Origin of the sequence: Micromonospora sp. NPDC000207, from assembly GCF_040300925.1 — a bacterium.
Classification (GTDB): domain Bacteria; phylum Actinomycetota; class Actinomycetes; order Mycobacteriales; family Micromonosporaceae; genus Micromonospora.
The window spans coordinates 1-17,589 of record NZ_JBEPEQ010000002.1 but is presented as its reverse complement, the minus strand read 5'-3'; the positions used below and the strand labels follow the sequence as shown (position 1 = coordinate 17,589).

13 protein-coding genes and 1 pseudogene are annotated in these 17,589 nt (G+C 69.5%); 8 read left to right on the top strand and 6 right to left on the bottom strand.

Features of this window, described 5'->3' with window-relative positions:
- Window positions 1-89 precede the first annotated feature (89 nt).
- Complete coding sequence (gene pglX, locus ABT336_RS01035; RefSeq protein ID WP_350894415.1) at window positions 90-3,674, bottom strand: BREX-2 system adenine-specific DNA-methyltransferase PglX; 3,585 nt, start codon at window positions 3,672-3,674, stop codon at window positions 90-92.
- Window positions 3,675-3,708: 34 nt separating this feature from the next.
- Window positions 3,709-3,918, bottom strand: coding sequence for a hypothetical protein (locus tag ABT336_RS01030; protein WP_350894414.1), 210 nt, complete (start codon window positions 3,916-3,918; stop codon window positions 3,709-3,711).
- Window positions 3,919-4,123: 205 nt separating this feature from the next.
- Here ABT336_RS01030 and ABT336_RS01025 point away from each other — a divergent pair, with 205 nt between their 5' ends.
- Window positions 4,124-4,333 carry a type II toxin-antitoxin system VapB family antitoxin gene (locus ABT336_RS01025; protein WP_350894413.1) on the top strand — a complete coding sequence of 70 codons (210 nt, stop codon included), beginning with the start codon at window positions 4,124-4,126 and terminating at the stop codon, window positions 4,331-4,333.
- Window positions 4,330-4,749, top strand: a complete 420-nt coding sequence (locus tag ABT336_RS01020) for a PIN domain nuclease (protein ID WP_350894412.1) — start codon at window positions 4,330-4,332, stop codon at window positions 4,747-4,749. The genes ABT336_RS01025 and ABT336_RS01020 overlap by 4 nt, the downstream gene beginning before the upstream one ends.
- Here ABT336_RS01020 and pglW read toward each other — a convergent pair whose 3' ends face one another.
- Both pglW and ABT336_RS01010 read right to left on the bottom strand, forming a co-directional pair.
- Window positions 4,750-8,967: a BREX system serine/threonine kinase PglW gene (pglW, locus tag ABT336_RS01015; RefSeq protein ID WP_350894411.1), complete on the bottom strand. Its 4,218-nt coding sequence runs from the start codon at window positions 8,965-8,967 to the stop codon at window positions 4,750-4,752.
- A gap of 56 nt (window positions 8,968-9,023) precedes the next feature.
- Window positions 9,024-9,482: a hypothetical protein gene (locus tag ABT336_RS01010; protein ID WP_350894410.1), complete on the bottom strand. Its 459-nt coding sequence runs from the start codon at window positions 9,480-9,482 to the stop codon at window positions 9,024-9,026.
- Window positions 9,483-9,719: 237 nt separating this feature from the next.
- On the opposite strand from ABT336_RS01010, the gene ABT336_RS01005 reads away from it, so the two are divergent.
- The 4 genes from ABT336_RS01005 to ABT336_RS00990 all read left to right on the top strand — a co-directional run bounded on the left by ABT336_RS01005 (window position 9,720) and on the right by ABT336_RS00990 (window position 12,716).
- Window positions 9,720-10,328, top strand: coding sequence for a hypothetical protein (locus tag ABT336_RS01005; RefSeq protein WP_350894409.1), 609 nt, complete (start codon window positions 9,720-9,722; stop codon window positions 10,326-10,328).
- Window positions 10,329-10,439: 111 nt separating this feature from the next.
- Window positions 10,440-10,997: an ester cyclase gene (locus ABT336_RS01000; protein WP_350894408.1), complete on the top strand. Its 558-nt coding sequence runs from the start codon at window positions 10,440-10,442 to the stop codon at window positions 10,995-10,997.
- Between the two features lie 105 nt (window positions 10,998-11,102).
- Entirely contained in the window at window positions 11,103-11,516 is a 414-nt protein-coding gene (locus ABT336_RS00995; RefSeq protein ID WP_350894407.1) for a VOC family protein, read from the top strand.
- Window positions 11,517-11,576: 60 nt separating this feature from the next.
- Entirely contained in the window at window positions 11,577-12,716 is a 1,140-nt protein-coding gene (locus tag ABT336_RS00990) for a site-2 protease family protein (RefSeq protein ID WP_350894406.1), read from the top strand.
- Between the two features lie 64 nt (window positions 12,717-12,780).
- On the opposite strand, the gene ABT336_RS00985 is transcribed toward ABT336_RS00990, so the two are convergent.
- Window positions 12,781-14,043 (bottom strand): D-arabinono-1,4-lactone oxidase, encoded by a 1,263-nt coding sequence (locus tag ABT336_RS00985; protein ID WP_350894405.1) that lies wholly within the window; start codon window positions 14,041-14,043, stop codon window positions 12,781-12,783.
- A gap of 82 nt (window positions 14,044-14,125) precedes the next feature.
- On the opposite strand from ABT336_RS00985, the pseudogene ABT336_RS00980 reads away from it, so the two are divergent.
- Window positions 14,126-14,419 (top strand): annotated as a pseudogene (locus ABT336_RS00980) (hypothetical protein); the annotation flags it as partial.
- Between the two features lie 43 nt (window positions 14,420-14,462).
- Here the strand turns inward: ABT336_RS00980 and ABT336_RS00975 are convergent.
- Window positions 14,463-15,395: an LLM class F420-dependent oxidoreductase gene (locus tag ABT336_RS00975; protein ID WP_350894403.1), complete on the bottom strand. Its 933-nt coding sequence runs from the start codon at window positions 15,393-15,395 to the stop codon at window positions 14,463-14,465.
- A gap of 234 nt (window positions 15,396-15,629) precedes the next feature.
- On the opposite strand from ABT336_RS00975, the gene ABT336_RS00970 reads away from it, so the two are divergent.
- Entirely contained in the window at window positions 15,630-17,480 is a 1,851-nt protein-coding gene (locus ABT336_RS00970) for a carbohydrate-binding module family 20 domain-containing protein (RefSeq protein WP_350894402.1), read from the top strand.
- Window positions 17,481-17,589: the final 109 nt, after the last annotated feature.

Genomic DNA, 17,589 nt, shown 5'->3' with positions numbered 1-17,589 from the left:
AGGACGTTCAGCAGTTCGACGAATGTCGAGTCGAGCCGTCATCTTAGGCCGATCATGAGGCTGTTTCCAGCCGATCATTCGGGCTGACCTCAGGGCAGCTCCGGCACCCCTCTGAGCAGTGACAGCGCATTCCGGTCGGAGCTGAGCTGCCGCACCTCGTTGTCGATGAACATGGTGAAGAAGTCGGCCGGCGAGCTGTCCATGTACTCGGGTCGCTCCTCGGCATGCCACTGGTGCAGCCAGGGCTCGATCTCGGCCAGCCCGGCGAGCAGCGGCAGCAGCCGGTGCGCCGGCCAGGCCTCCTGGGTCTTCCTGCTCTGAAAGACGGTGGCGAGGGCCTGGGCCTGGGCCACGTGGTCCCACCCGGCCCAGCCGAGCAGCTCGGTGCCGTCGGTGTCCCGCCCCGCCTCCGGGTACGAGATGAACCGTTCCTTCGGCACGTCCAGCTTCCCCCGCGCCTTCCAGTACGAGGGCCGGACGAAGTCCGCCGAGGTGTACTTCGCCGGTACCGGGATCTCGACGGTCTCCCCCGCATCCTCCCGGCGCTGCAACTCCCAGCTCCGCTCCCACTGGGCCCGCTTGCGCAGCCCTCCCGGCTTGTACCGCTGCACCGGCAGGTACGGCACATGCTGATCGGCCACCAGGTCCCGCAGCTCCCGGGTCAGGTCGTAGCTGTCGTGCCCGACGTACAGCTCCAACACCGCGCGGAAGTCCTGGTCACCGGCGACCCGGTCGGCGAGCTGCGCCACCGACAACGGCGTCGGCGGCCCACCCCACAGCTCCGGGGCCTCCAACCGGTCAAGCAGCCAGCCCCGCAGGGCTTCCTTCCGCATCTCCGCCCACCCATCGGTGGACCACCTCCGCTTGCACTCCGGCCGCTCGATCAGCTTGATGTGCTGGTTGTCGGCGATCGTGGCAAGCCGCTTCTCGACCAGCGCCCGGTACTCCTCAGTCCACTCCGCCTTCGGCCGGTCGATCGGCGTCGACCCGTGCCGGTTGAACCACTCGGTCTGCGCCCCACTGGTGTGCAGGACGATCTCGAAGGCCCGCTCCCCCAACGCCAACTCCGGCGGATCGACGCAGGTCAGATCCTCGTCGATCAGCCCGTAGAGCCGGTAGACCTCCCAGTCCAACTCCTCCTGCAAGGAGATCATCCGCGCCCGCACCGACCGGTACTCCCCCTCGGCCTCCGCGAGCCGCTGCCGGGTCGGCACCCCCGAGGCGGCCACCGCCGCCGGGGTCAAGGCAGCCAACCGCTGCGCCAGCCCATCGACCTCCCGAGTCCTCCCCACCGGGTACGCCGACGGCAACGGAAACTCTTCCAGCTTCGTCCCGGTGAACTCGTATCGCTCGTACCAGGGCTCTGGACTAAGCCGATTGCCGCCACCACTGGAGTTGGCCGTGCCGCCCTTAGGCTGACTCACCTGCTTGAGCCAGAAGCAGGCGGTCGAGCTGTTCAACACCCCGAGCAGCCGCAGATGATCGTCCTCCGTCGCCCCCTCCGCCAACTTGATCACCGGCGCTGACTGCTTAAAGACCTTCCCACCCCGGTCCAACACAAAATGATTATGCGTAGCCACAAACGCAAAAGCAATCGACAACGGGACCCGATAACGCTTGGCGAAAAACATACTGTGATCGAACCAGCGGAGCCCTCGCTGCTCGGGAGTCTGCTCGAAGTCCACCCGCAGCCGCAGGGAGGTGCGCATCGGCCAGTAGAATCTGGATTCGTTGTCTGCTACAACTCGCGCCTGACCGAGATGATCATATGGGAAGAGCGTCCACAGCCTGGCCAAAAGAGTGTGATCGCGAACGTCTTCACCGAGAACAACCGGCACGCCTGCTTCATCCAAGCGCCTCGTCTTTAATGAGAAATCTGGGACATAGAAAGCATCGTCCAGCCCTGTATGCGTAGTGCGTCCTACCGCTTCGATTCGCTCGCTTAGAACAGAAGTCTGAGCGGCTGTCAGCGCAGCCATCAGCTCCACAGAGCCACCACCAGACAGGCTCCAGGGATGAACCGCGAACCGCTTGCGCGGCAGATGAGTAACACTGATCCAGGACGATTCTGAATCCGGCTCCTCGATTTGCTGAACTATGGCTTTCCACACATGACCATCGGCTGGATCGTTCGGGGTCGAGGGTTCGCCTCGGATGCCGAGGACGGTACGGAGGACCGGGGAACGGCGGCGTTTGTTGGGGCGGCCGATGAGGATGACGGTGGGGGTGCCGTGGCCGGGAATGTAGGCACCGGAGGTGTCGATGACCTCGGTCAGCTCGACCTCGTGGGCGAAGTAGTCCTCGATGAGCTTCTTGCCGAACTCGCGCTTCATGAAGGCGTTGCCGGTGATCTGGCCGACGTGCCCGGCCCCCTCGCCGTGCTCGTCGGACCACTTCGCCAGGTCGAAGAAGCGCTTGGCGAACGGCACCGTCAACGCGTACTGCCGGTGGCAGACCGTCTTGTAAATGCCCCGGTAGAGCTTGCTGCGGGTGCCGTCGGCGACGGTGATGTAGGGCGGGTTGCCGACCACCACCGTGTAACTGTTCTCCGCCAGGTACTCCGCGAGCAGGTCGGCGTCCTCGCTGTCGTACGCGAAGATCTTCTTTTCCTGCTCTTCTTCCTCACTGGCCCCGGACTGCTGGTTCTCCAGCACCTTCATCAGGTCGCCCTGGGCTCGGGAGCGGAACGGTTCCCAGGGGAGCAGGGAGTCGCCGGTGGCGACTCGGATGGGCCAGGCCGGGGTGCGTTCGAGCTTGCGGGAGTTGGTGACCTTCATGGCGGCGATCAGCAGCCGGAACCGGGCGATGGCCACCGCGAAGGCGTTGATGTCCACCCCGGTCACCTGGCCGAGGGCCCGTTCGGCGAGGATCTTGACGTCGGTGGCGGGTTCCCGGTCCCGCCACTTGTCGAACAGCCGGCCGAAGGCCCCGAGCAGGAAGTGGCCGGAACCGCAGGTCGGGTCGATGACGCTGGTCTCGCTGAGGCCGAACTCCTTCACCGCCGGCTCGAAGGTCCGGTCGAGGATGAACCTCTCCACGAACTCCGGGGTCTGCAACAGGGCGTACGTCTTCTTCGCGTGGGTCGACAGGTCCTGGTAGAGGTCGCCGAGGAACCGGGTGTCCAGGTCGTCACGGCGCAGCGACACCTGGCCGGGTCCTCGCCGGAAGAAGTCGCTGAGCTCCTCGGCCGCCGGGCCGGAGAGGTCGAACCGCCAGACCGGGTTTCGCTTGTCGAAGATCTTGGCGGTTGCCCGCAGCTCGGCCAGGTAGCGGAACGCCTCCTGCAACCAGTGCCGGTCGTTGTGCCGGGGGTTCGCGATCAGGTACGCCTGCCGGTGCTGGATCGCCGTCTCGGCCGGGGCCGCCGGATCGGCCCCACCGATCCACAGCTTCTCGGTGAGCAGGTCGTTGTCCTCGCAGAACCTGACGAACACACACCCGAGCACCCAGGCGACAGCCGCCTGGTCGAGGACGTCCTCCAGCCAGGTCTCGAAGCTCGCCCCGACCCGCTCGGCCGCCTTCGCGTCCCGGTGCTCCTGACGCAGCTCCGCCCGCAGCTCCGCATTCCCTGCGACCTGCACCCGGAGGTCGTCGACGAGTTTGCCGAGGACGCCCTTCTTCAGGTCCTCCACGAGCTTCTTGTCCTGGTCCTGCAACACCCTCACCGTTGGCACCGCCAGATTCTATGGCCTGCCGCTCCCGCCACCACTACTCCGCCGAGTCGTCGTCGGCCACCCCTTCGAGGCGGTCGCCGAGCGGAACCCCGATGCCGGCCGCGAACGCCCGCATCTGTTCCTCCAGCAGCCGGGTCCGCTCCTCCACGAACAGCTCGGGCCGGGACTGCTGCAGCCCCGACCACGCCCGCGTAGGGATACCGTGGCTGGCCAGGACCCGTTTCGCCCCGTCCGCGGTGAGCACACTGAACGAGCCGTCGTTCGGCAGACCACCGACGACCTGCAGCTCAAGCAGCGACTTCAGCAGATGGGTGCACCGGGCCGGCTACTGGTAGCCGGGCCCGCAGGTCACCCACCCGGGGTCAGACGGCGATCTCGAAACGCCGTGATATCAAACTGATGTTTATTTGATATCATGCGCCCGTGTCGCCTACCCGGAGGAGTGAACCGTGAGCCGGACGATCCTGGACGTCGATGACGAACTGCTCGCCGAAGCGAGCAAACTCCTAGGCACCACGACCAAGAAGGCCACCGTGAACGCCGCTCTCAAGGCTGTCGTCGACCGGGAGAAGCGACGGCAGTTCGCCGACTGGCTCAAGAGTGGGGGGCTGCCCGATCTGACCGGTCCCGTCGACACCGCCAAGCCGGACGCGGCGTGAGTCACGGGCCCTACCTGCTCGACAAGTCAGCTCTCGCTCGCTGGCCGAAACCACGGGTGGCTGCGGTGCTCGGCGAGCTGTCCGACCGGGGGTTACTCGCCGTTTGCGGGGCAATCGAGATCGAGGTCATCCACAGCGCCCGCACCGCCAAGGATGCTCAGCGAGCCAGGTGGCTACTCGGCGGATTCAGGTGGTTACCAATGCCCGACGAGGTCTGGGATCGAGCGATCGACGTCCAGGTGCAGGCGCTATACAAGGGCAACCACCGAGCGTTGTCCATGGCGGATCTATTGATCGCCGCCACTGCCGAACGGCACGGAGCCACGGTCCTGCACTACGACGGCGACTTCGACCTGATCACCTCGATCACCGGGCAGCCCACCACCTGGGTGGTCCCAGCCGGCACAGCGGAATGATCACCCGGCCCGGACCTGCGGCAGGGTGGCGTCGATCCAGTCGCCGGCGAGCCAGAGGGACTGGCTGGCCGGTGTGGTCAGCGGGAGCTGGACCCCGTCCAGTACCACCGGGTTGACCCGGTGGGCGGGCGCGAGGAGCAGCCGGGCCGCCGGGCGGGGTCGGGTCGGGTCGGCGAGTTCCGCGACGAGTTCGAGCTGACCGTAGCGGGCCAGTGGAGCGGCCTCGGTGATCAGTACCGGCCCGTCGGCGGCGGCGATCGCCGCTCCGACCGCCGGGACCACGTCGTGGCGGACCAGGTCGACCAGGCTCCGGAAGTCGGGATCCAGCGGCTGGCCGTTGTCCGCCGCCACGATCAACTCCCAGGGGAGTCCCTGGGCCCGCAGTCGGTCCAGCAGGATCGCCGTGACGTCCACCTCGGTCAGCGGCAGTCGGGCCAGCAGGGCTCGCCGGGAGTCGACCAGTCGACGCCACGGGGCGAGCACCGTCAGGAAACCGTGGCGGTCCACGGCGTCGGCGAGCCGGGCGGCCACCTCGTCGGCGGCGGAGCGGCCGAGCAGCGGCGCGTGGGTGGTGGGCATCCGGGTTCCGGTCGCCGAGGTCGGTGCGGTCACCGGGAGGTACACCCGGTCGTCCGGGTGCCAGGTCAGCGGAACCTTGGCCGCGTCGATCAGATCGTCGAGGGTCCTCCGCCCCGGCAGCGGTTGTGCCCGGGGGAAGCGGCCCTGCACCCGCTCCCGGAGCCGGGCCGCGCCGAGCCGCTGACCGACCAGGGTGCCGATCGACAACTCCAGGGCCCGCTCCGCCGGCATGCCCACCGGGTAAAGCTGCCCCTGGGCGTTCAGGTCGACCCGGTCGTTGGATCCGGCTGCGGCGAGCTGGGTCAGTCTCAGGTCCGACAGCGTCGGCATCCCGTCGGGTGGCACCAGTCGGCGCAGCTCCTCGACGACCCGGTACGGGGTCGGCAGAGGATCGGCGGCGGCCAACTCGACAGCCCGGTCACCCAGCTCCACCACGTACCCGAGGAAGTCGGCAGCGGTGAGCTCTGCGGCTGGATCGTCCGGCTCCCGGCCGACCAGGACGATCCCCGAGGCCCGAAAGCGGTGGATGGCCACCCGGGAGTCGCCCCCGGTGCTCAGCTCGGCCTCGACGGCGGCGCGGACCAACCCGATCGCCTGCGGCAGCCGCTTCGGCCCCGAGGTGTACGAGCCCCGCACCGCGATCAACGCCCGGGCCAGTTCCTCGGCCGACATGACCGCGCCCCGGGTGTCGAGCAGGGCGGCGATCTCGTCGCGTACCGCCGTCAACGCCGGGTTGGTCAACCACGTCTTCGACCAGGTGGCGAGCAGTTTCGAGATCTGCGGCTGGGACCGACCGGTCACCTTGGCCGCGTCGGTCTGTGCCGGCCAGGACAGGAACTGGCCCTTCTCCGTCGGCACCTGCCCGAGCAGCACCGCGAGGGCCCGGTGGTTCTGCGAGCTGGGGCCCGGCAGCAGGGTGGCGCAGAGCGCCTCGACCCCCTGCGCCACCGGCTGGTCGCCGGCCGGAGACGACTCGCCGTCGTCGTCGGTCAGCACCGCCCGCAGCGCCCGGGCCTGGGCGAGTATCTCCTTACGGGTGGCGTCCGGCACACCCTTGGCCCGGGTCAACGCGGACGGCTCGGCGTCCAACAGCTCACCGACCGTGTGCAGACCGAGCCGTTCCAGGGCCGAACGGGCCCGGGCGGTCAGGTCTGTGGCCGTCAACGGCGACTCGACAGTCACCCCCACCACCGGCGGCACCGGCCCGACCGGGGTGACGGCAGGCTGCGGCACCTGCTGGAAGATGGCCCGCCAGGTGTCGGTCATCTCGTCGACGGTGTCGAACCGGGCAGCCGCGTCCCGGGCCAACGCCCGCCGGAAGAACCCCACCAGCCGGTCGGCCACCGCCGGGTCGAAGGCGGCCGGATCGAGGGTCACCTCGTCGCTGATCACCGCCGGGTTGGCGTTGTCGCCCCACCGGGGAAGGGTGCCGGTGGCCATCTCGTACAGGACGACGGCGGCGGCGAACCGCTCCGCCGCCGCGTCGTAGCGCAGCCGACGTGGTGGGCCCAGGAACGGGTCCAGATATCCGACGGTTCCCGCTCCCACCTGGTCCGCCGGGGTGGCCGAGAGGGAGAAGTCGAAGACACAGAGGTGTTGCTGCTTGTCCTTCGGCCGGGGGCGGGCCGCCAGGTTGGCGGGCTTGAGGTCCCGGTGCCAGACCCCCTGCCCGTCCAGGTAGTTCACGATGTCCAGCAGATCCCGCCCGTACCGTTCGAGCAGGTCCAGGGCGAGCCGGCCGCCGCGCAACTCCTCTGCCAGGGTCCGGTCCCCGGCGGACTCCATCAGCAGTGCGGTCCGGCCGCCGACCCGCACCGGGCCCTCGACAAGCGCGGCCACCTGCGGGTGCTTCAACCCTGCGAGGGTGCGCGCCTCTGCGGTCAACCGCTCCTCGTGCTGCTCGTCCCGGGCCACCTTCAGGACCAGGGCCGGCCCCTCTCCCTCCCGGGTCACCAGGAGGGCCACGGCGGTGGCACCGGACCCGAGCCGGTCCTTGACCGTCAATCCGCCGTCGAGCAGGTCACCTCGATGGGCGCCGAGCGGATCGACCACCGGATCGGGGTCCGGTGCGGTCAACTCCTCCCACACCTCCGCCAGCCGCGACCGGAAGGTCGACGCTGCCGACAGACGCTGCCCCGGGTCACCCCGGCTCGCGTCGTAGACCAGCTTGACCAAGGTGTCAGGCATGCCGTCGACGGCGGCGTCGAGCCGCAGTCCGCTGTCGCGGACGGCGTCGACCAGTTCCTCGCGGGTGGCGGCCGGAACCATCCCGGCGAAGATCCGGTACGCCAGCGCGCCGAGGGAGAAGACGTCGAGTTGGTGACCGGGCAGCCGGGTGGCGTTCTCGGCCTCCGGGGCCTGGTAACGGCGCACCTCGTCGTCGAAGAAGAGCTCCAGGCTGGCCGGGTCGCTGGACGGGCCGAGCCGGGTCAGGCTGGTCACCGTCACCCGGCCGCCGGTCTGCCAGTCCGTCACCACCAGGGTCGGCGACGGCCCGTCCGGGTCCTTGACGAAGATCGCCCGAGGCGAGAGTGCCCGGTGGACCAGTCGCCGGGAGTGCGCGTAGTCGATGATCTCGGCGAGTTCCTGCACCAGACGCAGCCGCTGGGCCAGCGTCAGCGCGTCGCCCCGACGGAGCAACCACTGGTCGAGTCGTACCCACTCCTTCTCGTGGTGGAAGACGACCGCCGGCCCCCAGGAGTGCTCGACCAGGTCGAGGGCCTGGGCCACCCCCGGGTGGTGGATGCCCTGCAGCAGGCGGAACTCCCGCTCGGCCGCCTTGCGGATGCTCGGCACCTCGTGCTCGGCCGCGCGGCTGGTCAGATAGAACCGCACCCGCCGGACCAGTGACGTGTCCAGGGTGTGACCGGCGAGGAAGTCCTGCCATCCGAGGCCCTCGGCGAAAGGCTTCGGGTGCAGCAGGTGCTGGCCGACCTTCCGGTCCGCCACCGACGGCTTTATCTTCGCGCCTCGGACCAGCTCCACGATCTGCCGGCCCCGTTCCTCCCCCACAAGGTGCGCCGGGTTGCGGGGTGCCGCCATCAGGAAGTCCTTCAGGCTGGGCAGCCCACAGTCGTGCGCGTCGAGCCCGTAGACGTGGTGACCGCCGAGCGCGTCGAGCTCCGCCCGCATTCCACGGGCGTGCAAAAACACCGCAGCCCCGACGTACGGAGCCTCCTCCTGCCGTCCCTGCTGCCTGGCGTAGTAGCGGATCAGGCTGGCAAGTCGCTTGGCCTTCCTGTTGGCCAGGACGTAGGGATTGTCTTCGGGAACGAGTCGACTGTTCGGGGTCCGTCGCACCCACTGCGCGCCGTCGCCTCGGATCTCACCCTGCCAGTGCTTCAGCTCCAGCACCCAGAGCCCGCTCGGAGTGAGCACCACGGCGTCGACCTCGTTGATCGAGCCGTCGGTTCCGACGAACTCGACGTTCGCCCAGACATGGTACGGATCAGCGTCGGGCAGGTATCCGGCCAGTTCCCGCAGCCCGTCCTGCTCCCAGGTGTAGGCACTGGCGTTGATCTGCTTCCAGCGCGGCGAGTTCTCACGCACAGCCGACCCCTCCACCCGCTTCCGGCTCAGCCCCTCGTACCCTACCCGCCCCACACCGGCCATCTGGTCGTCGACAGCCCCTGTCACCATGATCGTCAACCCACGGGACCCCGGGACACCTTCACGCCGGAGTCCGGGTGGTCAGGTCACCGGGTACGGCCCTGGGGAGGTTGTCCCGGGGCGTGCGGCCGAGCAGAGCTGCCGCCACGCGGGCCGTACGGGGCGGGCACTTCGTTCCTCTGTGCGGGAACGACGTACCTGGCGGCCTCGGCAGCAGGGCGGGGCGCGAGCAGTTCCGCGAGGGCGATCTCCCGGCCGTTCTCCTTGATGTGATCGATGATCTGCTGCCGGAAGTTCCGCTTCGCCGCGGTGAGCCTTGCCTTGACCGCCTCAGGGGCCTGACCGGTCGCCGCTGCGTGGCTCGAACTGCGCAAGTTGTCGAATTCCTGTTGCGCAGCTTCGACGGGGTATCGGATCTGCCAGTCGAAGTCGGACTTCTCCAACGTCTTCAGGGCACCGTAGACCATCCTGAAGCTGTGCTCGTTGATCAGGCTTTCGGCCGTCGGTGCCTGCTCCAACGAGGCGGATCGGTCTGCGTCAGCCATGTCTGCTCCACTGGATCGGGAAACTGCGGGGGATCACTCGGTTCGTCCGTCCAGGAAGGACGGCCCGCCGATCGTACGACCCGGCGCAAGCACGCCGACGTCGGCTCGACTCTCGGACCGGAATGACGCTCTGTGGCGAATCCCGGCCGGCAGGCAACCCCGACTCCCGTTGAACCGCAGGCCAGGGTCGGTGCGTACCAGTCAGGGACCAGACCCGATCGCTCACGAGGAGTGACAGTGCGCCTCCCTGACGTACCCGGATCCGCTGACCGTGCCCCACTGCCCCGGCAGAGCGGCCGACCCGCCCACGACCACGACCCACGCTTCGGTGCCCCTGGACAGGCTCACCGGCCCGCCGAGACACGGGAGGTCGGCTTCCCCGGAACGCAGGTCGCCGGGGTGGCCCGACTCCGGCTCCAGACCGACGTCGACCCGTACCGGCAGGGGTTCCGGGTGCCGGACTCGGCAGGGACCAACGGGACGACAGCCACCCCCATCGTCGACTCACCCGCGTACAACATGGGTCAGGTCCAGACACCGGGCGGTGGTCTGCGCCGCAACCCCTGGAACGACGTTCCGACGACATCCGGGCGGGAGCCCGACACACCTGCCCCTCCGATGCCGACAGACTCCGGACCCTCGGCCCGGAGGTCGGGCAGATACCTGTCGGGGATCAGTGACCTGGCCTCGCCGTCCACCGCGACCGCTGCGGCGGCCGTCATCCCCCGCAACCACCGGTTCCCCGCCCCCGCCAGGAACAAGCACGAGCCTTCCCAGCCGGGCGGGTTCAGCCTCCGGAGACTGTTCCGTTCCTCCTCGTCCTCCGACAGGCCCGCCAAGCGCTGACGGCGCCCCGGCACAGGCGCGGGCCGTTCAGCTCGACGGCGATCCGGCACGCGGCGCACCTCCGTCGATCCCGGTGCGGGGTTCGTCCACACTGGTGGCTAGGGTTGCCGCGTGTCCATCTACTCCCTTCCCCCCGAGGACGTGCTGCGAGCCCGGGAGAAGCTGGTGCTCGACCACTTCGAGGACGAGGTCCGTCAGGACTGGGACAAGGTCCTGTCGACCTTCCCGCACCCGCACTACGAGTTGATCGCCTCGATGAAGGTCCACGACGGGGACGGGGCGGTACGCGACTACTACCAGGAGACCCGGACCGCCTTTCCCGACCAGCACCACGAGATCATCGCGATCCGGCACAGCCACGACGCGGTGATCGTCGAGTTCTGGTTGATCGGCACCCACCTCGGTCCGCTCGGCACCATCCCGGCCACCGGTGGGCGGCACCGCACCCGGATGACCGCGTACTTCGTCTTCGACGAGCAGGAGAACCTGGTCGTCGAGCGGGTCTACTTCGACCAGCTCAGCATCCTCAAGCAGGTGGTCGCCGGTCTCGACCGTCGCAAGCCCCGGGACCTGCTCAAGCTCCTGCGGGTCGTACGGGGGATGCTCGCCATGGCCGGCGGGCAGCCGGACCCCCGGTTGCAGGCCACCGAACCCCCTCAGGTCGGGTAGTCGCCGCCCGACCGGACGGGGGCGGTAGGTGAAACCGGGGAAAGATGTCGCAGGGCGACGTTAGCGTTCCTCGGAGAGACTGTCACTCGACCGAAGGATCCTGCGATGGCGTCCCAGCTGAACCCTTACCTGACGTTCGACGGCAACGCCCGGGAGGCGATGGAGTTCTACCGGTCGGTGTTCGGCGGCGATCTGTCGATCACCACGTTCAGCGAGTTCGGGACGACCGAAGCCGGCCTCGCCGACAAGGTGATGCACGGGTCGCTCGCCACCGACCGGGGATACACCCTGATGGCCTCCGACACCGCCCCCGGCATGACACACCGCCCCGGTGACACGATCACGTGCATGCTCAGCGGCGACCCGGGCGAGGGGCTGGAGGAGGCGTGGGAGAAGCTCTCCGCCGGAGCCACAGTCACCATGCCGTTGGAGAAGCAGATGTGGGGCGATCTCTACGGCGCCTGCGTCGACAGGTTCGGCATCCCGTGGATGGTCAACATCTCCCAGCCGCAGAGCTGACCCCGGAGAGCGGTAGGTCACCGGCGGAATGATCGCAGCCCTCCGGGGTACGAGACGGGCATGAGGGCGACCTTCCGGCTGGGACGGGTGGTGGGCGTACCGGTCGGGGTGAACTGGAGTGTCCTGGTCATCTTCGCGCTGATCGCCTGGGCGCTGTCGGCCAGCCAGTTCCCCCGGTCCTATCCGGGGCATCCGGGCTGGCTGTACGTGCTGGCCGGGTTGACCGCCGCTGTGGTCTTCTTCCTCGGTCTCCTCGCCCACGAGGTGTCCCACGCGGTGGTCGCCAAACGCAACGGCATCGAGGTCGAGGGGATCACCCTGTGGCTCTTCGGCGGGGTGGCGGAGCTGAAGGGCGAGGCGAAGGACCCCGGTGCCGAGCTTCGGATCGCCGGGGTCGGGCCGCTCGTCAGCCTGCTCCTCGGGGTTCTCTTCGGGGTGGTCGCGCTGGCGGTGGCGATGGCCGGCGGGGGCGGACTGCTGCTCGGGGTGTTGTCCTGGCTGGCCGGGATCAACGTCCTGCTCGCGGTCTTCAACATCCTGCCGGCCGCGCCGCTGGACGGCGGTCGGGTGTTGCGGGCCGCGGTCTGGAAGGCCACCGGGGACCGGACGAGGGCGTCGGTGGTGGCGGCCCGGGCCGGCTGGATCCTCGGGGTCCTGCTGATCGGGCTGGGGATCTTCCAGTTCCTGGTCGGCACCGGCATCGGTGGGCTCTGGTTGGCGCTGATCGGCTGGTTCCTGATCGGCGCGGCCGGGATGGAGGAGCGTCAGGCCCGGATGGGCAGCGCCCTGCGGGGTGTCCGGGTCGGCGACGTGATGACCACGCAGCCGCAGACCGCCTCGGGGGACATCACGGTGGCGGACTTCGTCGACCACTACCTCTTCGCGTACCGGCACACGGCGCTGCCGCTGACCGAGAACGGTGAGCCGGTCGGGTTGGTCACGTTGGATCGGGTCCGGGGGATCCCGACCGACCAGCGGGCCACGACCCGGCTGTCCGAGGTGGCGTGCCGCGCCGGCGACCTGGTGCTGGCTGCCCCCGAGGAGGAGCTGACCGACCTGCTCCCCCGGTTGAGCACCTGCGCCGACGGGCGTGCCCTGGTGGTCACCGGGGGGCAACTGGTCGGCATCGTCTCGCCCAGTGACATCAGCCGGGCCGTCCAGCGCGGCACCCTACGTGACCAGCTCTCCCCCTCCCGGTGACCGTTGCGGCCAGACCTGGTCCGGTGCACCCGTCGGCCGCTCCGGCTCGGCGGCCCGACCGGGTTCAGCGGGGCAGGTAGCGGTCCAGGTCGGGGGTGTCGAAGACCCCGCCCGGGTCCAGGCGGGCGCGCAGGGCGAGGAAGTCGTGCCATCTGGGGTACGCGGCGGCGAGCGTCGCCGGGTCGACTGTGAAGACCTTCCCCCAGTGCGGTCGGGGGGCGAACGGGGCGAGCCGCTGCTCCACCTCGGCCACCACAGGTGTCACCGCAGCCGGGTCGGCGATCCAGGTGAAGTGCAGGGCCACCGTGTCCCGGTCGTACTGGGGGCTCAGCCAGAGCTGGTCGGCGGCGATGGTGCGTACCTCGCAGATCTGCACCACGGCGGCGATCCGGTCGGCGATCGGGTCGAGGGCGTGCAACGCGTCCGCCGCAGCCCGGCGGGGCAGGTGCAGCTCCGACTGCAACTCCTCGCCGTTGCTCGGGTTGAAGCCGAGCCGGAAGTGCGGCAGCCGCTCGTGCCAGGGTCCCGGCGTACCGAACTGGACGGTGCAGCTCTCCGGCGGCATCCCGGGGACCGGATGCTGCGGAGTCCGGGCGGCAGTCGTCCCGAGCCAGTCCGGCGGTGGGGGCCTGTCGGCAGCGAGCTGCTTGCGCCACACCTGCCCGAGACGCGGCGACCGCCAGTCGGTGAACACACTGACGCTGTACGCCGAGCCGAGGGCCTCGTCGAGCGCCTCCCGGGGCAGGTCGAGGTGGACGTACTGGCGCACCTCGAAGGTCTCCACGACGTCGAGGGTGACCTCGGTGACCACCCCGAGGGCACCGAGGGAGACGACCATCCCGGCGAAGTCGGGGGTGTCCCGGTCGACGTGGAGGAGGTCACCGTCGGCGGTGACGAGCGTCAACCCGGACACCGCGGTGGCCAGGTTGCCGTTGCCCGTCCCGGAGCCGTGCGTACCGGTGGCGATGGAACCGGCCACCGAGATGTGCGGGAGGGAGGCGAGGTTGGGCAGCGCGTACCCGTGGGTGTGCAGTCGGGTCGCCACGTCCCCGTAGCGCAGTCCGGCGGCGACGGTGGCCGTTCCCCGCTCCCTGTCGAAACGGAATGTCGACGGCAACCCGGTCAGGGTGACCAGGTCACCCTCGGTGTCGCCCAGGGTGTTGAAGGAGTGTCCGCTGCCGACGGCGCGCAGCCGGGTGCCGTCGGCGACCAGCCGCCGCAGTTCGTCGAGGGTGGTCGGCCGGTGGAAGCGGCGGGCACGGTAACTGACGTTGCCGGCCCAGTTGTGCCGGGGCGGGTCGCCCGTACCACTGAACGTCGTCGACACTCCGGCGACGATACGCCCGCCCCGCTCCCCCGGCCAGGCCCGTCGGCGATTGTCGACGCCTTCGGCGGGGAATGGTACGGCCATGAGCAGCTACCGAGATCCCACGCTCCGGGGCGACGTCTACCCGTCCGAGGAGGAGATCGACCCGACCGGCATCGACGGACCCACCGACCCGGTCGGGCCGGCCCCCTCGACCGACACCGCCGGATGGGCCGCTCCGACCGGCACCGCGCCGGCTCCGGTCCCCGGGCCGACGCCGGCTCCGGTCCCCGGGCCGGTGCCGTCGCCGTCGCCGCATCCGGGTCCGCCGCCGCGTACCGAGGCCGGGCAGGCGATGGTCACCCACCACCTGGACGGGACCGTGCAGGTGGTCACCGTACGGAGGTGAGAGGGGTTCCCCCTGCCCACCGTGGGCGTCACTACCCCAGTTGGGGGAGGACGTCGGCGGCGACGAGGTCGAGGTGGTCGAGGTCGGCCAGGTCGAGGATCTGGAGGTAGACGCGCTGGCTGCCGACTGCGGCGTACTCGCCGAGCCGGTCGACGACCTCGGCGGGGGTGCCGGCCAGCCCGTTGGCTCGCAGCTCGTCGGGTTCCCGGCCGATGGCGGCGGCCCGTCGGGCGATCTCCTCCTCGTTGCGTCCGCAGCAGAGGACCAGGGCGTTGGACCAGGTCAGCTCGGCGGGGTCGCGGCCGATCTCGGCGCAGGCGTCACGGACCCGCCCGAACTGGGCGACGGTGTCGGTGACGGAGACGAACGGCAGGTTGAACTCGTCGGCGTAGCGGGCGGCGAGCCGGGGCGTCCGTTTCGGTCCCATGCCGCCGAGCAGGATCGGCGGGCGGGGTCGCTGGACCGGCTTGGGCAGTGCCGGTGAGTCGCTGATCGGGTAGTACCGGCCCGGGTGGTCGAAGGTCTCGCCGGGCGGGGTGGCCCAGAGGCCGGTGATCACCGCGAGCTGTTCCTCCAGCCGGTCGAAGCGTTCCCCGAGGGAGGGGAACGGGATCCCGTAGGCGGTGTGTTCCTCGGCGAACCAGCCGGTGCCGATGCCCAGCTCCACCCGGCCTCCGCTCATGGCGTCGACCTGGGCGACGGTGATGGCCAGGGGGCCGGGGAGTCGGAAGGTGGCGGCGGTCATCAGCGTGCCGAGGCGGATCCGGTCGGTGTCGCGGGCCAGCCCGGCCAGGGTGGTCCACGCGTCGGTCGGACCGGGATCGCCGCTCACCGAGCCCATCTTCAGGTAGTGGTCGGAGCGGAAGAACGCGCCGTAGCCGGTTTCCTCCGCGCGGCGGGCCACCGCGAGCAACTGCTCGTAGTCGGCTCCCTGCTGTGGTTCGGTGAAGATCCGCAGTTCCATGGTGCCGAGCATAGGGAGCCGACGGGCGCCGCGCCGGGATCCGCAACTCTTGCACCTGCTTGCACCGGCCCGGCAACCATCTCCGTCAGGTGACCAACGAGGAAATCAGTGGTTCACAATCACCCGCATCACTGTTACGGTCTCGGCAACCCGAAACTTCTTGCGTAACTTGCAGGAAGCTTGCCGCCGCCCCCTGTCCCCGCGGCACCTCTCCCCCGTCCCCCAGGAGCGTCGATGAGACTTTCCCGACCGAAGGTCGCCCTCCCCGCGGCCGCCCTGGCCGCCACGATGGTGGCCGCCACCCTGACAGCGCTCACCGCCGGTCCCCCGGCCGTGGCACAGACCGCCGCCGTCCAGGCCAACGGCGACTCGATCGTCCACCTCTTCCAGTGGCGGTGGAGTTCCGTGGCGCAGGAGTGCGAGAACAACCTCGGCCCGAACGGGTGGGGCGGGGTGCAGGTCTCCCCACCCCAGGAGCACGTGGTGCTGCCGAACGCGGAGGGTGCCACCTACCCGTGGTGGCAGGACTACCAGCCGGTGTCGTACCGGATCGACCAGACCCGCCGTGGCACCCGCGCCGAGTTCGTCGACATGGTCCAGCGGTGCCGGGCAGAGGGCGTCAAGATCTATGTCGACATGGTGCTCAACCACATGAGCGGTACCGGTTCGGCGGGCAGCGGACCTGGCAGCGCGGGCACCGTCTACAGCAAGTACGAGTACCCGAACCTGTTCGACGACGGCTCCGGTGACAGCTACCGGTACGCCGACTTCGGCCCCTGCTACCGGACCATCAGCAACTGGAACGACAAGACCGAGGTCCAGGACTGCGAACTGCTCGCCCTGGCCGACCTGAACACCGCCGACCCCGAGGTACGCCGCAAGGTCGCCAAGTACATGAACTCGGTGATCGACCTGGGGGTGGCCGGGTTCCGGGTGGACGCCGCCAAGCACGTCCAGGAGTCGCACCTGGCCGACATCATCAGCCGGCTCGCCGACGTGCCGGGCTTCGGCGGCAAGCCGGACCTGTTCCACGAGGTGTACGGCGACGCCACCATCCCCTACACCGCGTACGCGCCGTACGGGGCGGTGACCAACTTCGACTACCAGCGGTCTGTCGCCTCGGCCTTCCGGGACGGCAACATCGCACAGTTCGCCAACATGCCGAACTACGGCGGGCTCACCTCCGGCCAGGCGATCGTGTTCGTCGACAACCACGACACCCAGCGGGAGAGCCCCACCCTCACCTACAAGAACGGCGCCCGCTACTACCTGGCCGACTCGTTCATGATGGCCCACCCGTACGGGCGTCCGCAGTTGATGTCCAGCTACGCGTTCGGGTCGGTGCACGGCCAGGGGCCGCCCAGCAGCGGCAACGGCACCACGAACGCCACCAACTGCAACGACTCGGAGTGGATCTGCGAGCACCGCAACGAGCAGGTCGCCGGGATGCCGAGCTTCCGCAACGCGGTCGCCGGCGCCGGCATCACCAACCAGGTCACCGACGGCAACGGTCGGCTCGCCTTCGCCCGGGGCAACCGGGGGTACGCGGCCTTCAACGCCACCGCAAGCGCCTGGAGCCGGTCCTTCACCACCAACCTGCCCAACGGCACCTACTGCAACGTCGCCCGGGGCACCTTCGACACCGGCACGAGGGCCTGCACCGGCGGCACCGTCTCCGTCGACGGCGGCTCCTTCACCACGAGCATTCCGGCCGACCGTGGGGTGGCGTTGCACGTGAACGCCCGTACCGACGGCACGACCCCGCCGCCCACAGTGACCCCCACCCCGACCCCGACCACCCCGGTGGGTGCCACCCGGTTCTCGGTCACCGCGCAGACCAACTGGGGGCAGGAGGTCTACGTGGTCGGGTCCATCCCCCAGCTGGGCAGCTGGAACCCGACCGCCGGGGTCAGGCTGGGCACCGACTCGGCCACCTATCCGACCTGGACCGGGTCGGTGAACGTCCCCGCCGGGACGTCCTTCCAGTGGAAGCTCGTGAAGATCGGCAACGGGCAGACCGTCTGGGAGTCCGGCGCGAACCGCACCTCCACCGCCGGTGGCACCGTCACCGGCACCTGGCGCTGACCGGGCGCACCACCACCGTCGGGCCCGCAACCCCACCCACCAACACGGCCCCGCCCAAGAAAAAACCATCAGTATGGAGGAGGAAGCACAAGCCCAAGCGCGCCCCCAC